This is a genomic window from Paenibacillus sp. FSL R10-2796 (assembly GCF_037965315.1).
GTDB classification, from domain to species: Bacteria; Bacillota; Bacilli; order Paenibacillales; family Paenibacillaceae; genus Paenibacillus_AQ; species Paenibacillus_AQ odorifer.
Genome location: NZ_CP150178.1, coordinates 907824 through 926084, shown reverse-complemented (window position 1 = coordinate 926084; position 18261 = coordinate 907824). Strand labels below are relative to the sequence as shown.

The 18261-nt window shown below is 41.8% G+C and carries 18 protein-coding genes; 5 read left to right on the top strand and 13 right to left on the bottom strand.

Annotated features, from left to right (window positions below; all coding sequences use genetic code 11):
* Positions 1-11 precede the first annotated feature (11 nt).
* Complete coding sequence (locus NST58_RS04215) at positions 12-1031, bottom strand: glycoside hydrolase family 88 protein (RefSeq protein WP_076128555.1); 1020 nt, start codon at positions 1029-1031, stop codon at positions 12-14.
* 425 nt (positions 1032-1456) lie between these two features.
* Here NST58_RS04215 and NST58_RS04210 point away from each other — a divergent pair, with 425 nt between their 5' ends.
* Complete coding sequence (locus NST58_RS04210) at positions 1457-2398, top strand: AraC family transcriptional regulator (protein ID WP_076128553.1); 942 nt, start codon at positions 1457-1459, stop codon at positions 2396-2398.
* Between the two features lie 22 nt (positions 2399-2420).
* On the opposite strand, the gene NST58_RS04205 is transcribed toward NST58_RS04210, so the two are convergent.
* The 4 genes from NST58_RS04205 to NST58_RS04190 all read right to left on the bottom strand — a co-directional run bounded on the left by NST58_RS04205 (position 2421) and on the right by NST58_RS04190 (position 5184).
* Complete coding sequence (locus NST58_RS04205; RefSeq protein ID WP_139330128.1) at positions 2421-3179, bottom strand: hypothetical protein; 759 nt, start codon at positions 3177-3179, stop codon at positions 2421-2423.
* A 252-nt stretch (positions 3180-3431) separates the two neighbouring features.
* On the bottom strand, positions 3432-4154 hold the full coding sequence (locus tag NST58_RS04200) for an MBL fold metallo-hydrolase (RefSeq protein WP_339246408.1): 723 nt from the start codon (positions 4152-4154) through the stop codon (positions 3432-3434).
* A gap of 113 nt (positions 4155-4267) precedes the next feature.
* Positions 4268-4837: a hypothetical protein gene (locus NST58_RS04195; RefSeq protein ID WP_339246405.1), complete on the bottom strand. Its 570-nt coding sequence runs from the start codon at positions 4835-4837 to the stop codon at positions 4268-4270.
* Entirely contained in the window at positions 4819-5184 is a 366-nt protein-coding gene (locus tag NST58_RS04190) for a helix-turn-helix domain-containing protein (protein ID WP_076282561.1), read from the bottom strand. Before NST58_RS04190 ends, NST58_RS04195 begins: the two co-directional genes overlap by 19 nt.
* A 191-nt stretch (positions 5185-5375) precedes the next feature.
* Here NST58_RS04190 and NST58_RS04185 point away from each other — a divergent pair, with 191 nt between their 5' ends.
* Entirely contained in the window at positions 5376-5909 is a 534-nt protein-coding gene (locus tag NST58_RS04185) for an NAD(P)H-dependent oxidoreductase (protein ID WP_076185134.1), read from the top strand.
* A 73-nt stretch (positions 5910-5982) separates the two neighbouring features.
* Here NST58_RS04185 and NST58_RS04180 read toward each other — a convergent pair whose 3' ends face one another.
* Positions 5983-7149 (bottom strand): DUF4317 domain-containing protein, encoded by a 1167-nt coding sequence (locus tag NST58_RS04180; RefSeq protein ID WP_339246404.1) that lies wholly within the window; start codon positions 7147-7149, stop codon positions 5983-5985.
* A gap of 202 nt (positions 7150-7351) precedes the next feature.
* Complete coding sequence (locus tag NST58_RS04175) at positions 7352-8884, bottom strand: MFS transporter (RefSeq protein ID WP_339246402.1); 1533 nt, start codon at positions 8882-8884, stop codon at positions 7352-7354.
* A 249-nt stretch (positions 8885-9133) separates the two neighbouring features.
* Here NST58_RS04175 and NST58_RS04170 point away from each other — a divergent pair, with 249 nt between their 5' ends.
* Positions 9134-9586 (top strand): Lrp/AsnC family transcriptional regulator, encoded by a 453-nt coding sequence (locus NST58_RS04170; protein WP_076128537.1) that lies wholly within the window; start codon positions 9134-9136, stop codon positions 9584-9586.
* 162 nt (positions 9587-9748) lie between these two features.
* Here NST58_RS04170 and NST58_RS04165 read toward each other — a convergent pair whose 3' ends face one another.
* Positions 9749-10873, bottom strand: coding sequence for an FAD-binding oxidoreductase (locus NST58_RS04165; protein WP_076128535.1), 1125 nt, complete (start codon positions 10871-10873; stop codon positions 9749-9751).
* Positions 10874-11042: 169 nt separating this feature from the next.
* Here NST58_RS04165 and NST58_RS04160 point away from each other — a divergent pair, with 169 nt between their 5' ends.
* Together NST58_RS04160 and NST58_RS04155 are read left to right on the top strand one after the other, a co-directional pair.
* Positions 11043-12230: an ABC transporter permease gene (locus NST58_RS04160; RefSeq protein WP_339246401.1), complete on the top strand. Its 1188-nt coding sequence runs from the start codon at positions 11043-11045 to the stop codon at positions 12228-12230.
* A 46-nt stretch (positions 12231-12276) separates the two neighbouring features.
* On the top strand, positions 12277-12816 hold the full coding sequence (locus NST58_RS04155; RefSeq protein ID WP_076128531.1) for a helix-turn-helix transcriptional regulator: 540 nt from the start codon (positions 12277-12279) through the stop codon (positions 12814-12816).
* 80 nt (positions 12817-12896) lie between these two features.
* Here NST58_RS04155 and NST58_RS04150 read toward each other — a convergent pair whose 3' ends face one another.
* From NST58_RS04150 to NST58_RS04130, 5 genes are all read right to left on the bottom strand, one after another.
* Complete coding sequence (locus tag NST58_RS04150) at positions 12897-13883, bottom strand: iron ABC transporter permease (RefSeq protein WP_162164281.1); 987 nt, start codon at positions 13881-13883, stop codon at positions 12897-12899.
* Positions 13883-14923, bottom strand: a complete 1041-nt coding sequence (locus tag NST58_RS04145; protein ID WP_076276960.1) for an iron ABC transporter permease — start codon at positions 14921-14923, stop codon at positions 13883-13885. Before NST58_RS04145 ends, NST58_RS04150 begins: the two co-directional genes overlap by 1 nt.
* Before the next feature lie 70 nt (positions 14924-14993).
* Positions 14994-15815: an alpha/beta hydrolase-fold protein gene (locus NST58_RS04140; protein ID WP_339246399.1), complete on the bottom strand. Its 822-nt coding sequence runs from the start codon at positions 15813-15815 to the stop codon at positions 14994-14996.
* On the bottom strand, positions 15812-16828 hold the full coding sequence (locus tag NST58_RS04135) for an ABC transporter substrate-binding protein (RefSeq protein WP_339246396.1): 1017 nt from the start codon (positions 16826-16828) through the stop codon (positions 15812-15814). The genes NST58_RS04140 and NST58_RS04135 overlap by 4 nt, the downstream gene beginning before the upstream one ends.
* A 112-nt stretch (positions 16829-16940) precedes the next feature.
* Positions 16941-18053, bottom strand: a complete 1113-nt coding sequence (locus NST58_RS04130) for a helix-turn-helix domain-containing protein (protein WP_339246393.1) — start codon at positions 18051-18053, stop codon at positions 16941-16943.
* Positions 18054-18261 lie beyond the last annotated feature (208 nt).

Genomic DNA, 18261 nt, shown 5'->3' with positions numbered 1-18261 from the left:
TTGGATCCCTCCTATTTAAGCATATCGGATAGAAAAGCTAATGCTAAGCCTTGCCCCCAGCCTTGAATCCAGTCTTTTGGAATATTGCGGTATCCTTCCCGGTCCTTCATAACCGCTGTTCCGCCAGAGACACCCAGTACCCGTCCATCTTCGCTGATATTGTTCAAAATACCTTTTAGGGCTTTTTGCACATATTTGGTATGCAGCGGATTGCCGTTATTGATCATAGCAGCCGCAATGCCGCAAGACGCGGATACTTCTTCATAAGACTCCTCGTCATCGAGTACTGTCCGCCACAGGCCGTTCTCCGTTTGCACCAGCTTGAGTGCGGCCAGCTGATCGCGCAGCGAACACTCCACGTCCATACACTGCGGATACAGATACCATTCTTTCAAAAGCTTTTTAACTTGCGACATGGTGTATGCGCCCCAAGCATTCGCTCTGCCCCAGAATAGTCCAGACATGTGATCCTGCTTCACATTATTGTAGCCATGGTACCAAAACCCGCTGCTAGGATCTTGCAGGTATTTGATATGCCAATAATATTGATTCAAGGCATCTTGAATCATTTCCTGATCCTTTAATTTGCTTCCTACACGGAGCAGGAAAAATGCCGCCATAAACAAGGTATCCGCCCATGCCTGTTCTGGAAAATCATTAGAAATAGAGACGGTATGCTGCAACACATGATCTCCGAATCTAAGCGCATTGTTCTGCAGATAATCTACTTTGCTCATCACAATATCCCAATATTTCTGATTGCCTGTTTCCTCATACAAAGTGATCAGCATATGGCCCATGGCACAGGTATTTACCGTCCAATCCGGCAGACCCAGCTCGATATATTCATCTGCCCACTGGACAAGCATATCCAAATACTCTTTATTTCCTGTAGTTTCATAAGCTCTGGTTACCCCATAATAAGCCACACCACAAGGCCAGTCCCATGTTAAATCCATCGCCATTGTTTTTCTGACCACTTTGTCGATGACCCTTAAAATCTCTTCTCTGTCATAAGTTAATTGAAGCATCTTGTTTCTCCTCTCTTTCGCACACGCCCCCAAAGGCGCTTGAGAGCTGTCCGTCCATATTGTAAACGCTTTACTAACTCTATTGTAAGTAGTAAAATGGTCTGATTCTAAGCATATTCATAACTAAACTGTGCAATTTCAACCATTAACTAGTAGTTCTTATATTTCGGGATTGTTCGTGACTACAGAGAATGTTTGGACTTCCGGCCGCTGTTGTCGTAAGAATTTCTTGATTTTATACCGCTCTTCGCGGTGGAAATCTGCAGACAAAGGCGGACGCTAACGCTCCTACAGTTCCAAACTTCACCTCCGCCACTTTTTTCCTAAATTGTATAATATCAAGTTCTCTTTATATAGTTGAATTTGATATAACGTTAACCTATAATCTACTCAACCTACGTAATAAGAATGGGAGTATTGAGAATATGCCCAGAAAAAAGAAACCCATCATTGAATACCGCCACTACAGCTTACCGATAAACTTTCCTATCTTGCTGTTAAGCGGTGAACGTTGGAAGATTTCTGATATTAAAAGTGAACATCTGCATTTCCATAATCATTTGGAGATTGGCATTTGCCATTCGGATAGCGGCATCATGGAGATCAAAGGAGAATCTGTGCCTTTTAAAGCCGGAGATGTGACCTTCATCCCTAGGTATCTCCCTCATACAACTTATAGTTCGCCGAATGAAGCCAGTCTGTGGTCTTATATCTTTTTTTCGCCTGAGGATCTTTTTCAGCAATCCTTCAAGAGCGCTTACAGCAACTTTGAGCCGAATCTGTGGGCTATAAAGGGAACAAACTGTATTTTGAATAAAGAGGAACATCCCAAGGTTTATACCCTTGCGACATCGGTCGTGGAGGAATTGAAACAAAAAAATCCTTACTATCAAGAAAGTGCCTACGGCTTATTGTTATCGCTTTATATAGAACTCCTAAGAATTCATTCCCGGTATGAACCCTTGGTTGATCAAGAAACAGAGCATAGCCTGAAGGGCGATTTTGTCATCTCACCCGTTCTGGAATACATCACTACAAACTACATGATGCCGATTACCATCGATTTTTTAGCTGATCTGTGCCACCTAAGTACCACTCATTTCCGCAGGAAATTCCATGAGATTATGGGGTCCGCACCTCTCGACTTCCTAAACAGTACCCGTATTGAAGAGGCCTGTAAGCAGTTAAAAAGTACGGATGATTCCATTCTCTCCATCTCTGAGCAAGTCGGTTTTCAGTCCATATCCAGCTTCAACCGATGTTTCTCCAAGCTTATGGGTGAGTCACCTAAACAATGGCGTAAAGGCGCACAATCCGAAGCACAATCCGCTAAAGCGTCTATATTGGAGTTTACGGGGTGGGTATGATCCATTGATCCATTGATCTATTCTAGATCATCTTTCTCCCGATTGTTTTATATAACATGGTTCTTATCTTCTTTAACTGCGCAAAGTTTTCTTCAAATGAAATGCTGTGGGTCAGTGCCAGCCCTTTTGAGAAATCTTTTTTATATAGAAAAATTGATTCCAAATACAAACCTATGACATGAATCTGATTCCAAGTAGGATAACTTGAATGATGATAGAAGACAGTCAGCGTTTCTAATGCATAAAAATTATGACACCATCTCGCTTCCTCCATTATGTACTTCATTGCCGGTCCGTTATTGTTAATCATTATGTCTCGGAATTCATCTAAATGATTAGGCTGAACATCGACATATTCAATTGCATAAAATGGCTTTACATGCCGTTTTCGCGCGCCTTCCCCTGGTGTAGGGTACGTGCTGTTTGGTGTGGTTACAAGTAACTCCATACGGATTGTTTCGAGCACGAAAGGTATATTCACATTTTTTAAGTTAGGTAAAATGATTTCGGCATCTTCTTTTTCCTTGATCTGCATTAGGATAAGATAATCCCATATAATGAATTCTCCATGTTTTTCGGCTGTTTTGTTATGACTGTAAACTGAAATATCCTCCACAGCATTATTTTGAGTCATGGATCCTAGAACGTCTGTGAGTTGGCTCTTTATTTCTTTTTTCATATGCTTTTTATACTTCTTATCGACTCCGATACTCCAAGCAATATAATAAGTATCATTTTGTGGTGTCAGTTTTAGATTCTCTACGCTTATTTTCTTATCCATTTCTGTTTCCCTTTCTGTACAAGTCCCCAGCCATCGATGTATAATTCGTCTAAGATTTCTAATAGCTCGGAAGGGGTCTGAAGCAAGGCTGCTTATGGTTAATCGTAACGCTGCTTCCCAATAAACGCAAATAAGCCCCCTCTATGAACTGCCCCATCAGGCACAACAAAAAGGCATGCCTCCGGTACACTACCGAATTCATACCTAACAAGTCGCCAAATAAAATAAGCTGTTATGTGGTAAGGCTAGCCTTTACTTTACCTCACAAAATCTATTTAACAAGGGAATGATTTGTTCCTTGCTCATAGGGGCGTCGTGCCCCGGGATATACGTAGTAAATGAAAGAGTCGATAAAAGCTCAATATATTCTTTCATTTTTATCGGATCAATTTTACCTTCTCCATGATAATAATCCCCGCTATGTGCATCGCCTGCGAATAATACTCCCGCTTCTTTTATATATACAACACAAGAATCGTCTTCATGTGGCCCTCCTACCTTTATAATCTGGCAAGTGGTGCCCCCTAAATCCAGCGTTAAAGCATTCTCGAACATAATATTTCCTGTGCTAACCTTAATCTTATCAAACGTATCATATTCTTTTTTCATACAGTTATAGGCGAATGCTATTTCTTCTTTGGTCTCTAAGCGTTTTACCACAGCTTCTTCATCCCATTCCCATTCTTTCAGGCGCTTTAGTGCCTCATTCGTTGCTGAAGAGACTATAGTTCCCCCGTCAAAAGCATGCATACCAAAGGTATGATCCCAATGCCAGTGCGTGATCAAAGCATATTTGGGACGTGGCAGATTGTTATCATCTAAACACTTTATAAAGGCATCTAAATGCGATTTTGAATTACCACAATCAATCATAATTGAAAAGCTGTCACCTACAACATATCCCAAAACAGGTCTGTCTGTTTCTCGGACACTTTCCAAATAATAAATAGAGTCATTTATTTTTTTGAGTTCCATCCTATTTTCTCTCCTTTATGGATACAGGTAAAGATACGCTCTATGGGGGAGATGATTACCTATTTATAATGGATGAAGCAGGTCCCATTGGGCAAGGGAGAGTTTAGTTATATTCACAATGTACTACGCCGTAGTTCATAAAAATATTGCACAATCGGATGCTTTAACTGCATCTTCTCGCTCATGTTTAAAATCCGCTTTTTCCCAACCCGTCTGTCCACTAAAGCCAGAATATTCAATAAGATATCATCGCTCTCTATGCTTTCCTCTATAGAAGTAGATAAAAACTTATTAGCTATAACAATAAAATTCGATTTACTTAATGACGTCTGTGCTGATAAAAGCTCCTTTGCAACTTCTGATATCTTTCTGCTTCTTGCAATGACTATTAGACGATCCTCCGGGATGATCCCTTTACTATCTTTTCTAACCGCTTCGATGTCTTCAGGGTGGATTGGAATTTGGAGTTCTGAATCATTCTTAATCTCCTGCTCCGTCTGATACCATCTGATTGAGTTAGTTCTATCATTCATATTGAGTAGGTTCTTTTTATCTACCGAAATATAACAGCTCCCTGATTTATCAGGTAAATAACGGTAGCTGCTTGCGCGATATTCAACCTTGCCAGATAACGCAGGACAGAGAAAACTCTCCAGTTGTTGCTTTAATTTGCTCCAGGACATGTATCCTCCAACAAGACGATCTCTTCTCCTCGTCTTTGTCTTATTTTTATATTTTCTTTCCCCCAAGCACACATAACATCCACGATCTTATTGGCTGTAACGCCATATTCCGTGAGGCTGTATTCAACTTTTGGCGGCATCTGCTGGTACACGAATCTTTTGACAAGCCCATCCCTCTCAAGTTCGCGAAGCTGCTGGATCAGAACCTTTTGTGAGATGCCTTGAATATTACGCTGTAATTCACTTGTTCTTTTGGCACCGGACATCAAAAAGCAAATGATCAAAGCTTTCCACTTTCCGCCGATGATTTCTAGTGTTGCCTCTATCCCTAAATGATATTGTTTCATAGAATAACACCTCGTTCATGCTGATCAAATTAAGCTTACTCAAAACTTCATTGTTGCATATATTTTTTTCGGAGTCCAGTACACACCTCGAAGTAACCATCTTACTTTATTGTGTGTATTTTCTTTTTTTACAACCTGCAAGATAATAATAATATTCATAAATAATATAGGCCCGAGAATGGAGATTCATCATGAAAACACTAGTGATTTTGGCGCATCCGAACCTTGAGAATTCGAGGGTCAACCAGCGCTGGAAAGAAGAACTGCTGTTATATCCCAACGATATTACCCTTCATGAGATTTATAAGGAGTACCCTGACTGGAATATTAATGTTCCTAGAGAGCAGAATCTAATGGAAACATATGACCATGTGATCTTTCAATTCCCGTTGTATTGGTACAGTTATCCGCCGCTATTGAAAAAATGGTTTGACGATGTGTTGGCTTACGGATGGGCTTATGGATCAAACGGGAACAAGCTTAACGGGAAAAAGTTAGGGCTGGCCCTGTCCATCGGTGATAAAAAAGAAAATTATCAGCCAGCGGGCTCTGTTTCTTTTACCGTAGACGCAGTGATCGCACCCTTTAAAGCCAGTGCCAAACATGTAGGCGCAGAAGCCCTACCGTACTTTGCTGTTTTTGGAGCTTCATTCCAAGCTAGCGATGAAGAAATTAATACTAGCGCAAAAGAATATATCGAATATATCTTTAATCACCGTATTTGACACAAAACAAATTGGGCTATCCTTAGTCTTGTTCAAAGACTTCAAGGATAGCCCATAGCATTGTTGAAGCAGTCTAAAGATTCTCTGTAGTAAGGGTGAATCCTTCGATCACGGCATCTTCGTCAACCTCAATCAAAATGCAGCGTCTCCCATGATAATTCACTTGCTTCACATATTTTAAATCCTGCGGGCTGACCGAAATCGTAGCTACCTTTGTATCGATCTTAATCGATTTGGTAGTGAATTTCGGCATTACGCTGCTCGCCTTCATCTCATAATGCTTATCGTCAACGATCGTTTCAAACGCCCGTTCCACTTTTTCCATTGTCACGTTCTCTACGCCACTTACCGTCAGTACACGTTCCAGATCTCTATAATCGAGCTTTGGAGGTTCTTCCTTATCGTCGTTGGTTTCGATGACCTGATGGATCTCCTCGTACACCTGTGCGAGAGTGGTTGCATCAAGCTGTTCGCCCGCCACTTCCTTCACGATGTCTTCGAATATAGCTCTCTCTTCCAGGGCCGTCATGGATCTTTCGGCATTCAAGACCTCTCCGACAAAATGCGGATCTGGAAAGTTCGATTTCCCCGTACAATACAGAATGCGGTTCACATCGGAATAATTGTCCGTCACGCTTGGGTAAAAGAAACCTTGCTCCGGTGTGCTTAACTTGACGATCGGATCTACAATGACATTGTACTTGAACTCCCGCTCCACGTAATCAAACAAGAGAGCCTTCCGTTGTTTCTCCGTGGAATTCACGCTGCATAGGATAAAAGGATGCGCGAATAATTCGTTTTTCTCACTTTCCTCGGCTTCATCGTTTCTATCTTTAGTCGGGCGGAAATACTGTCCTCGAACGAAAGTGATCACCGTATCCCGTTCATAATGAGTATCCGCCATCATTCTGTCCACCAACAGTAGCATCAGGTCCTGCCATTCATCTGGATTCCCTGTCACCAAAGCTTGATGAAGCATCACCTGCGCTGGCTCCTCCGCTTCCGCTTGAAACTTCAACTCGAACAATTTCTGATCCAGTTCACCGGTCAGGAGTTTTTTGAAATTGCCCATATACAGCTCCTGCTTCTCTCTGTCCACCATTCCAAATGGCTGGCGCTCCCAATGATAGATCTCGTTGCTTTCCTTCATAATATACACGTTGAGAATATCGTAAATACTCATTAAATCGTGATCCAGCTTAAATTGCTTGCGTATATGCGCGACTTCTTTCTTTATCATGATTCGTTAGACAACTCCTAGGAAGATTAATTGGTCTTTTCAGTATAAAGGATAAAAAAAAGCTTCGCTAGAAGGGGTTTTTAACGTTACTTCTTTTCAGTTTTGTTCCAAAGCAATAATACAACGACTTTACGTGATAATACTAGGCGGCTTAATCAGTTGAGACTCACGAATCGCTTGTGGGCGCGATAGTCTTCACTCTCTACTTTTGCAACAATGCTCTCTTGGGTCCAAAAATTATAAAACTGATCGCGGCCAACACCCAGACACCAATACCGCCATAGAGCATCACCAAACCAAAGCCGTGTACAAGCGAGGCATGGACGATAGCTCCAGATGCATCCAGTGAGGATAGTTCTGGAAAACCCTGATTGAGAGACGAAGTGTTTCCGGCAGCTGTTTTTTCGGCCAAAGATCGCAATTGTAAAACATCGACAGTCTCAGGAAAAGCTTTCTTCAAATAAGAAAAGATGCCTTCCTGTAAAATGAAGCCCATTACGGCAATGTTGATGGCTAGACTGATTAATCTGGCACTCATGTCTATGCCGGAAGCCATACCTGCACGAGTACTAGGTACCGAGCCGGTAGTCGTGTTGGTGACAGGCGTGTTGGTTAATCCCAGCCCAATACCAGCCAACAGAGAGCCGGGGAGCATAGTCAACCAGCTGGCGTGATCACCGCTGCTGCCATACTTCATCAAAATGAAGCCCAAGCCGATAACGAATAGACCCAATGGGATAACTATGCGCGGTTGGTAGCGGAGCGAAAATCGCTCTGCCAGAGGCGGAATTACCAGGGTGGGCAGTGCATAAGCCAGAACAGACAACCCGGCACTTACGATGTCGTAATCAAGCCCGCTCTGGAAATAAATTGGAAGATAGATCATGAATGGCCAAAAACTGAAATTCATCCCGACGGAGCCAAGGAGAGCACCAGAAAAATTACGTATCTTGAATACGGAAAAGTCGAACATTGGATGAGCACTGTGCTTCTCCGCAAATAGAAATACTATGAAACTTATTGCCACTGCAACAAGGATGCTGAGGGATGCTGTACCTCTAAAACCAAGTTCCGACCCTTGTGTGATAAAATAGACCAGGCCAAAAACCGTCAACGAAAGCGTGACGATGCCGATAATGTCCAGCTTTTTTGCCTGTGGATCGCTGGACTCCTCCACGCCGCTGAAGACAAGGATCAAAGTAAAAAGGGTCAGCGGGACATGGACCAGAAAAACCCAATGCCAGTTCAATACAGCCACGATCATACCGCCAATGATAGGTCCAAAACCGAGACCGATACCAAACACGATCCCCCATGTGCTAAAAGCTTTGCTGCGTTCTTCTCCTTTCTGAAACCGATGTGAAAGAATGGCTATCTGGCAAATCTGCATCGCGCCAGCACCCACGCCTTGAAGGAACCGGCTGGCGATCAGAACCGATGTGCTTTGCGCCAAGCCACAAATCAAAGATGTAATACCGAACAAGATAAGGCTGATAATAAAAATACGCCTCCTTCCATACCGGTCAGCCAGCGTTCCAACAGCCATCAGAACTGTCGCACAGGCAATGGTGTAGGCGTTCATAATCCATTGCATATCCTTGAGGCTACCGTGCATTACCTTTTCCAGGGTAGGCAGTATCACAGGCACACTGGAAATTTCGAGGCCAAACATCAATGCGGACAAACATATAGCAGCTAATGTGATTATATTTTTGCGGGAGTGGGAGAGTCTCATTGGGAGTTTCCTCCAGACTCATCAATACGTGCCTGTAAATCTTCTGTACCTACTTTATTTAAATCAAATTTTCTCAATGGTAGCCATCCTCTCTAACTTTCCAAGTGTAGATCATCATTTTGGTGAGAGTCATATTATATAATGTAAATTATTCATTTTACATATTATAATCAATCAATTATGATGATTTAACAAAGTAATTAAAGGAGTTTTAATGAATTACCTTAAATATAAAGGAGGCCATCCAAAGTGGATCATGTAGACAAACAAATTCTCTTCTATCTTCAAAATCAAGCGAGGATTTCAATGACAGAACTGGGGAAATCCGTAGGTCTGTCTCAACCTGCGGTTACGGAACGAGTTAGAAGAATGGAAGAGAAAGGAATCATTGAGGAATATCGCACCATCATCTCCCCTGAAAAAATCGGGAAAAATACGGCAGCCTATATGTTGTTTCGGACTAGAGACTGCCTGGCATTTCTTGACTTTGTCCATGCCTCTCCCCAAGTTGCCGAGTGCCACCGTATAAGTGGAGAACACAGCTATTTATTAAAAGTAGTGACCGAATCTACACATGCTCTTGAAGAGTTTGGCAATCAATGTGATAAGTATGGAACCTATACGATCCTGATTGTTATGTCTTCACCGATAGATCATAGATTTCTCATTCATTCTCTCGAAGAGGCATCTAAAGTAGACTAATGCCAAGCAGAAGGACAACGAGTTTACAGAGAAGTAGCTTTATTAAGAGCGTCTTACAATAAGCAGGAATAAATGTTTAGTTAAAAAAAACGACATCTCTGTCGTTTTAAGGAATACGTATGGTGGCACTTTAGCGGATCGAATCGCTGACCTCCTTTTTTACTACTCATTTATCGCATGCTCTAATGCATAGTCTTCAAGCTGAATATCTACCTGTTGATTCATGGCCAGCTTGGCTAGCTGCTCACCAAGAAAGGGCCCCATCGTTAATCCGGATGACCCTAGTCCATTAGCAACAATTAGTTTATTCCATCCTTGAACCCTGCCCAACACGGGAAGAAAATCTGCTGTAAATGGACGGAACCCTACTCTTATCTCATTTAGGCTACAATCCGCAAGACCGGAAGCCGTTTGCAGACCTTTATTTAGAATTTCTTGCATTCCTCCTGCGGTTACAGCAGTATCATAACCTACGACATCATTTTCGTGAGTAGCACCTACCACGATATTTTGATCCGCAAATGCGAGTATATATTGATCTGTAGGCGGCATTACCACAGGCCATTGCTCTGTACTCGCTTGTTGAGCAAGCTTCAAATGCATAATTTGAGCTTTTTGATAACGCACCTGAAGCATGATCCCAAGCGGATGAAGCAAAGCGTTAGACCAAGCCCCTGCGCACACAATCACTTCATCCGCTGTGAATGTCTGTTCTCCTACACTAACCCCTTTAATTTCATGTTCATCATGTTCTAAAATAGCATCTCCCTCAATCATTTGCGCACCATTACGCTGAGCAGCCCTTAGCAAAGCATCACGTAATTCACGTCCGTTCACTCTTGCTGCACCGGATACATGAAGCGCATGATAACCTTCCGACAATAATGGAAACTTCTCTTGCGCTTCAAGATCCGTCAGCATCGTAAGTTCCCCTATTTCAGGGGCGTCCTCTCTGCGCAGCTCCGCTCTTTCTTTCATCGCGAGTAACTTTTTCAAATCCTCATGGATACATATCGCTCCAACTTTTGCGTATCCAGTCTCGGTTTCTCCAGCCTCTTCCAACTCTTGAATAAGTGCCGGATAAAAGCTTGCTCCCGCTTTAGCAAGACGATACCATGCTTTGTTTCTGCGTTGAGACAACCATGGACAAATAATCCCTGCTGCTGCATCCGTTGCTTGTCCAACATCCTTACGATCTATAATGATGACCTCAGCACCTAACTTACTTAGCTGATAAGCTGCTGAAGCCCCTAATATGCCTGCACCAATTACAATAACCTTGTTCATATTCGAAGTCCCTTCAGTTATTCATTTTTTTAATCATTCACTACTTACCCATTGTATCTTAAATTTGACATTTATAATGAATTATCGTACTATAAATCTCACTCAGTTAAAAGTACTTTAATTGGAGTACTAAAATAAAAGTGTTATTCAGAAGAAAGAAGGAATACAGTTGAAGTTTTCACAGTTTTTGAAGTCCAAAGGGGCCATTGGTTCTATTTTTATGGGTGTGTTCTATGCCATTGCGATGCTTGGTATTTTCTTACCAGGGTATACAGCACTTCCAGGGAACATGGATGATTTAAAAATTGCTATTGTCAATGATGATGCAGGTCAATATGGGGCTCAGATTTCGAGTCAGTTCTCGGAGAGTTTACCATTCAAAACGATAAAAACCGATGTATCGAATAAAAAAGCGATGGATGAATTAGAACATAATAAGTTAGCTCTAGTTGTCCATATTCCAGAAGAATTTTCAGCCAACGTTCAAAGCGGTAAGGTATCCGCAAGTATTGATTTCACAGTCAACGAAGCTTCTGCCACCATGGTATCTTCAGCCATGTCTTCCGTTGTAGGAGAAATTAACAAACAATTAAGCGCGAACTTCTCAGAGCAAACCGCAAAAGGTGTGTTAATGAACTTTAACGTACCAGAAGAACAAGCCACCGCAATGGCTACACAAATTGAAAATAGTTATGTCGGGAATTATGTTGTCATCAATGATGTTCCGGACGGCATGCACAACAACATGTTACCTATGTTCTTAACTATGGCTGGTTATGTTGGGGCAATGATTGCCTCCATGCAATTAGTTGCTTCTTTTAAAGCGAACCGCGGGAAAGCAAGCAAAACAAAACTGTTTATGTTCGTTCAATTCACAGCTTTATTAATCGCTGTATTATCAACAGTCGTTGCTTTAACCAGTGCCTTCTCTGTTGCAGATGTAGACCTATCCTTACTGTTACCAGTTGCTGCTCAGCAAATTCTAATGTATATGGCTGCATTCAACGTGTGTGCGATTATGGTCTTCCTAGTTGGCGAAGGCGGTATGGTCTTAAATATTCCAATCCTGCTCATGCAAACCATCGCCAATGGTGCTACCATGCCTCGTGATATGATGTATACACCATACGATTGGTTCGGCCGCATCACCCCGATGTATTATTCTGTGCAAGCTTATTTGGCACAAATGTTTGGTTCCATTAGTCCAGCCCCCTTCTTATGGGGATTAGCAGGCGTATTTGCCGGGGCTATGATGATTAACATTGTAATCGTCCGGTTTGTTCATAAACCTGTACCTGTAACTAAAGAAACTATACTGCCCGTTGAAGTTAAAAATACAGCTGAAATAACCGCCTAGGTTTGGTAAGATAGAGTTTAGCCAACAATTAGGAGTGGGTTCTGTGATGTCAATTCAAATTTATATCTTAAGTAAGTTAATGGATGAAAATAATTATCCTTATAAATTAAAAAAAGAACTATCCACCCCTATTCCTTTTGATAAATTGCTCAATCTATCTGAAAGCAAACTGTATTATCACTTTGAATCTCTTACGAAACAGGGCTTAGTTGAACAGGTAGAGATTATCAAAGAAGAACATCGTCCAGACAAACAGGTGTTTTCCATTACCGATAAAGGGCGCAAGCAGCTCCCGCTCAAAATTTATAAGGTAATAGAAGATGCAGAATCTATTTCAGATATGATTGTCGCTCTTGTGAATCTTCGTTTTGTAGAGACTGATAAAGTGATCCCGATTATCGAGAAGAAAATTGAACAGTCACTTATAAAAAAAGATCAATTAAATCAAATCTACCAGCAAATAGATGTAGATAGCTCCACTCGTGAAAGTGTAGATTTCATGGAAAGCTACTACGCTTCTCAACTTGAGCAATCTATACACTGGTGGAAAGTTCTTTTAGAAAAGCTGAAAACGAAAACGATATAAAAAAGAATGCCTTGGATTATTGCATAATCAAGGCATTCTTTTTTTATTTCCAGCATCAATCACACAATAGCTTTTTTCAGTTATTCACTTTTAATTAATAAATATAAAAAGTATGGAGCACCGATTAAAGCCACGATTACTCCTGCTGGTATTTCAGTATTGGCTACTACCATTTTACCAAGCGCATCTGCAATAACAACTAATCCGCCACCGATTAATAAACATGCGGGAATCATTATTTTATGGCCACGAAAGAGTCGTCTAACTAAATGTGGAACTACTAGTCCTACAAATCCAATGCTCCCACTGACAGCAACCGCTGGTGCCGCCAATAATACACTACATACTAAAAACCAAACGCGATACTTATTTAGAGATACCCCTAAACTAATGACTACAGGATCGTTAAGCCTTAGTACATCCAATATAAGATGATTCCGAATTAATAAAGGCACAATAAGAAGTAACCAAGGCAGCATAGCATACACGTGGCTCCAATTACTATTCCCTATGTTCCCTGCCAGCCACACCTTAATCATCTGATATTGCGAAGGATCTAGTACGAAGGTTAACACAATCATAAATGCACTAATCGCAGCCGCAACAGCAATACCAGTATAAATTAATCGAATGGGAATAATGCCTTGATTGCGATCATAGGAAAGCATAAATAATAGAGCGACAACGATAAATCCGCCCAATAAAGCATACAGTGGCTGAACATAAGTATGTAAGCCGGTTGAGCTATTTTGTAAGAGTAAAAATAACATCATGGATAATCCAGCACCAGCATTTATCCCCAGTATGCCCGGGTCGGCCAAAGCATTTCGGCTTATGGCTTGCAGCAGCATTCCTGCTATTGCCAACGCGCCACCTACTAGAAAACCCAAGATCATACGTGGAATACGGAACTGAAAAAGTACAAGCTCCTGCCTCGGTGTTCCATTTCCCAATACGGTTTGCCATAACTCTTGTAAGCTTAAGCTGCTTTGACCAGTAGATACACTATATATAAAGCCTAGCAGTAAAATGATTGCTATAATTATAAACTTCCATCTTAGCTTCACTATAGCTCCCGCCTTTCTTTACGAGCCAAATATAGAAAGAACGGAACACCAATAACCGCAATTACAGCACCTACAGGGATTTCATAAGGGGCATTTACGATACGTGCCACTAAATCAGCAAGCACAACAAGGATGGCTCCCAGAATTGCGGATAATGGAATAATATAACGATAATCCACACCCACTATGTAACGTACCAAATGCGGAGCAATTAAGCCCACAAAGCTTACAGATCCGGCTAAAGCACATGAAATCCCAGCTAACATAAATGCGGCTAAAAGCGAAAGATTTTTGATAAGTTTTATATTAACGCCTAACCCTTCCGCTGTCTCATCCCCTACAGAAAGTATAGTAATCGACTTTGAAATTACGATGGCAAGTAATAGCGCAAGAAGCATCCACGGCAACATTTGCTGTAGATGGGCCATGCTAATGCCACTTAAACCTCCTCCATACCAAAAAGCCACCTGCTGAGCCACTGAAAAAAAGATACTTATTCCTTCACTTAGGGCAGTTAGCATAGCAGAGATGGCAGCACCCGCCAATACAAGCCGAATAGGCGTCATGCCTCGTTTACTTAATAAACCCACACTAAAGACTAAACCCGCTCCCAATCCCGCACCTAGAATACAGAGCCAAAGTGTACCTGTGAATGAAATCGTCGGCAGGAAAACCATAGCAATAACTAACGTGACCCCTGCCCCAGCATTTAATCCAAGAATCCCCGAATCGGCTAAAGGATTGCGACTAATCCCTTGAATAATCGCTCCACTTACTGCAAATCCAGCGCCTGTTGCCATAGCGGCAAGTACCCGGGGTAAACGAATCGACTGGATCACCTGATGAGTAGACGCCTTATCATCAAAAGCGATGATCGACATGAATACATCTGCGAAGGGTATTTTTTTCGCGCCAAGGGCCATAGCAAGCACTAATACGCCAATTAATAGGAGGAGCATGAGGATTAGCAATAATAAAAAGGAGAACTTTTTTTCTCCTGCTAGTGATGATTTCTGAACATTTGCGGCCAATGTTTCCAACCCTTTCCCTTCACTTTACAAAAAGAGCCAGCCAAGGGCCAGCTCAGATGCAAACGAATATGATTTCTATCTAACTTAAGTCAGAGGATGTGGTAAGCAAAAATTTGACGGACCGACTAATCGCACCCGAGATTACGCTCACATGCTCCTCTTGCTCAAGCAATGCCCAGCTTACTTCGAAGCTTGGAAGGTGTAAGGCCATCATGCTGTTACATAAATCCAAGCTATCCTTGACCATATAATCCAGCTCTTCTCCACCGGCAATCATAAGCGTTTTAGGTAACTGACTTAGCGTATTGCTGTGTAAATCAGCTTTAAAATTCTCATATTCCTTTAAAAGTGCGTAATCATTCCACCAGATGGAAGCACTGCTTGCAATATAATGTGAGAACAAGGTGGGTTGTGTAAACAACGCATGCAGAACAAATAATCCGCCAAAGGAATGACCAAACAATGCTTGCTTCTGCTTATTGATAACGAACCGCTGGGCAATGGCTGGCATTAACTCTTTTTCAAAAAAAGCTAGCAGCTCATCTGCCCCGCCAAATTCAGGCCAAGGCTCCCCGTTGGGACGTTTCGGTAAATTCGCGAGCTCGGCTGGCATGGTTAAATCATAGGTTCGACGCACGGTATCAAACGCCTCACCCCCAGGATAACCAATGCCAACAACAATCGCGGGTGGATAGCCTTTAGGCTTACGCGTCAGCAATCGGGTGATTTCAGCAGCGGTTTCAAAAAGCCCATTGCCGTCAAGAACATAAATGACACCGTAGCCATCTTTTGCAGGCTCATCCAAAGGTTTGGCAATAAAAATTTCATAGTCCTTATGATTAGCTTTACTCGTGATCAACATCGTTTCATAGTTTGGTTTTACGTACGGTTTGATAATCATGGCAGCAGGAACGCTACAATATCGTCCATCGTTTTTTGATAAGCAATTAATCCACTGGATCTCCAGTGATCGCCATCCACCTCGAACACTTTACCTGCTTGAACTGCAGGCAGCGCCTTCCATAAAGGACTAGCTTTAATGTCTGCCAGGAAAGCATCTCCCAGACCATCATTATCGTTAATAAAGATATAATCCGCGTCTAAATCAGACAACATTTCCAGCGAAATATCAGCGGACATTTCACCTTCTACAAGAGCACTTTGAGCAAAGCCTAGCTCACTCAGCACATAACCCCCGTAATGGAAGTTACCCACTAAAAAGATTGCACGGGCATTCGCATTAATATAAATTGCTTTTTTACCGGCAGAAACGCTGGCTAACTGTGCTTTAGTTGCTTCTAGCTTTGTATTGTAAGCAGCAATAGCTTCTGTTGCTTTATCCTCTAAACCTAGCAATTTCGCAATCGTCTCTGTGGCCTCCACTACATTGCCGAGTGCATTCTTAAACACGTAAGTTGGAGCAATTTGCGAGTAGTTTTCATAAACACCATTTTGTGCATAAAAAGCAGTGGGGAATATAATTAATTCCGGCTCCAAATCTACTACAGATTCTGGAGAGGGAACACCATTAGCGAAGCTGATTTCTTTTACACCACTTAACGTATCCTGTAGATACTGCTGCGGTCTTTCACCCGTGGACCATTGGGCTACTGGGGTTACACCAAGGGTAACTAAGTAATCCTCTAGACCAGGGGCATACACCTTTTGTACAGTCCCCGGAATGTTTACTGTATTGCCTACTTGGTCAGTTACTACAAACGCTTCTCTAGCCGCTACTTCCGGTTCTTGTACAGCGGGTTCCTCCGTTGCAGTTGCGCTCGCTTCACTGGTTGTTACTGGAGTATCTGTTGCTTGCTGATTAGCTGTATTATTGCCGCCGCAAGCTGTTAGTAGAATGGATAATAAAGCAACCATTACAACATAACTTATTGTTTTTGTATTAAACCCCTTCATGATAGACCTTCCCTCTTTCCTATATTCTCAATAATAATCATTCTCAGTATTGAGTGTATAAGAGATAGGACGCATTGACCATGTAACATCTTATGATTAGACATGTACATTTTCAAGGTATCATCATTACTGCAACTTCCTCTAGCATTCGTTTTAAAGCCACAGGAGAGTATTCAAACCAAGGATCGGAGTGAATAACATAGATTTGTCCCTGTTCGATAGCCTCTAACTGTCTAAACCCAACATCTCTCTGCAAATGATGCCAAGTTGCTCGTGACTCATCATCGGGGCAAATAATCGTAAACAGCTTATCCACCTTCAATCTACTTAACTCTTCAAAAGTAATCTCTGCATTATATAGACCGGGCTGCTCATAACTAGATTCCGCTCCCAAATCCTGAAATAAAAGATGCTGAATGCCTGTATTACAATAAGCAAAGATTTGCTGCTGATAGATACGTATAACTAGAACTTTAGGTGGTGTAGAGGTCCAGTCTAACCTGCGCCGAACGTCTTCCAATCTTGCCCTATACTGTGTGATCCACTGTTTCGCTTCTTCTTGTTTATTTAGTCGGGCAGCAAGTTCAGTTAAGGCTACTAAACAATCTTGCTTATCATCCAGCCAATAGATTGGAAAATGATCCTCTATCCGTTTTACCAGCTCTGACGACAAATCTTTGGGAGAAATTAGAAGATCAATTGGCAAATGCAATAGCTCATTGGGGCTGCAATAATTTTTGTTTTGCGTCAAGGTTACCTTATGCTCGATTTCTTGCGCCCACAAATTATAGTAGTACGGTGTCCATTTTGCACTTAAGGGTGCAGCAAACGGAATGACTCCTGCCGCATGTAAATACCCCATCATGTTCCCAGTTACAACACCGATATGAGATTTTTGCTGGCTGGAATACATCGTTGGCGAGATCCCTTCAACCTTTTTGAACACTCGGCTAAAATAAAACTCATCACTATATCCAACCGCTTCTGCTATAAACTTCAAGCGAACGTCTTGTTTTTGCAATAATTGTTTAGCCTTTTGAATCCGCAGCTGGGTAACAAACTCCATTGGACTTTGTATATATTCCTGTTTAAACGCCGCGGAAAAATAACTGGAACTAAGACCAGAAAGATTAGCTAAATGTGCTAAAGACAAGTGCTTCGTGAAATTCTCTTCTATATATTTTCTAACCTCAGTTAAATCTGTCTTTTGAGATTGCTTTTGCATGCTGTCACCTCTTTACTGCTTATATAAATACACTTAACTCTTTATTCATTCATTAATTGATAATCATTATCAATTATACTTTTGTTTTTGGGGGGTGGCAATGGTTGGGGAACGTTCTATAAAAGTGTGCTCAAAAAAGAAGACGCTCAGGGGACTAATCCCCTCGCGTCTTCTGTGTGTAACTATAGGCTGCTGCTGCCCAGAGTAA

What these genes read in the sequence shown, in the direction of transcription:
- NST58_RS04140 (WP_339246399.1), bottom strand. Translation starts at nt 15,815, where the DNA reads ATGATTATCAAACCGTACGTAAAACCAAACTATGAAACGATGTTGATC.
- NST58_RS04135 (WP_339246396.1), bottom strand. Translation starts at nt 16,828, where the DNA reads ATGAAGGGGTTTAATACAAAAACAATAAGTTATGTTGTAATGGTTGCT.
- NST58_RS04180 (WP_339246404.1), bottom strand. Translation starts at nt 7,149, where the DNA reads ATGATAAAGAAAGAAGTCGCGCATATACGCAAGCAATTTAAGCTGGAT.
- NST58_RS04155 (WP_076128531.1), top strand. Translation starts at nt 12,277, where the DNA reads ATGTCAATTCAAATTTATATCTTAAGTAAGTTAATGGATGAAAATAAT.
- NST58_RS04215 (WP_076128555.1), bottom strand. Translation starts at nt 1,031, where the DNA reads ATGCTTCAATTAACTTATGACAGAGAAGAGATTTTAAGGGTCATCGAC.
- NST58_RS04185 (WP_076185134.1), top strand. Translation starts at nt 5,376, where the DNA reads ATGAAAACACTAGTGATTTTGGCGCATCCGAACCTTGAGAATTCGAGG.
- NST58_RS04130 (WP_339246393.1), bottom strand. Translation starts at nt 18,053, where the DNA reads ATGCAAAAGCAATCTCAAAAGACAGATTTAACTGAGGTTAGAAAATAT.
- NST58_RS04210 (WP_076128553.1), top strand. Translation starts at nt 1,457, where the DNA reads ATGCCCAGAAAAAAGAAACCCATCATTGAATACCGCCACTACAGCTTA.
- NST58_RS04205 (WP_139330128.1), bottom strand. Translation starts at nt 3,179, where the DNA reads ATGGATAAGAAAATAAGCGTAGAGAATCTAAAACTGACACCACAAAAT.
- NST58_RS04190 (WP_076282561.1), bottom strand. Translation starts at nt 5,184, where the DNA reads ATGAAACAATATCATTTAGGGATAGAGGCAACACTAGAAATCATCGGC.
- NST58_RS04175 (WP_339246402.1), bottom strand. Translation starts at nt 8,884, where the DNA reads ATGAGACTCTCCCACTCCCGCAAAAATATAATCACATTAGCTGCTATA.
- NST58_RS04195 (WP_339246405.1), bottom strand. Translation starts at nt 4,837, where the DNA reads ATGTCCTGGAGCAAATTAAAGCAACAACTGGAGAGTTTTCTCTGTCCT.
- NST58_RS04165 (WP_076128535.1), bottom strand. Translation starts at nt 10,873, where the DNA reads ATGAACAAGGTTATTGTAATTGGTGCAGGCATATTAGGGGCTTCAGCA.
- NST58_RS04200 (WP_339246408.1), bottom strand. Translation starts at nt 4,154, where the DNA reads ATGGAACTCAAAAAAATAAATGACTCTATTTATTATTTGGAAAGTGTC.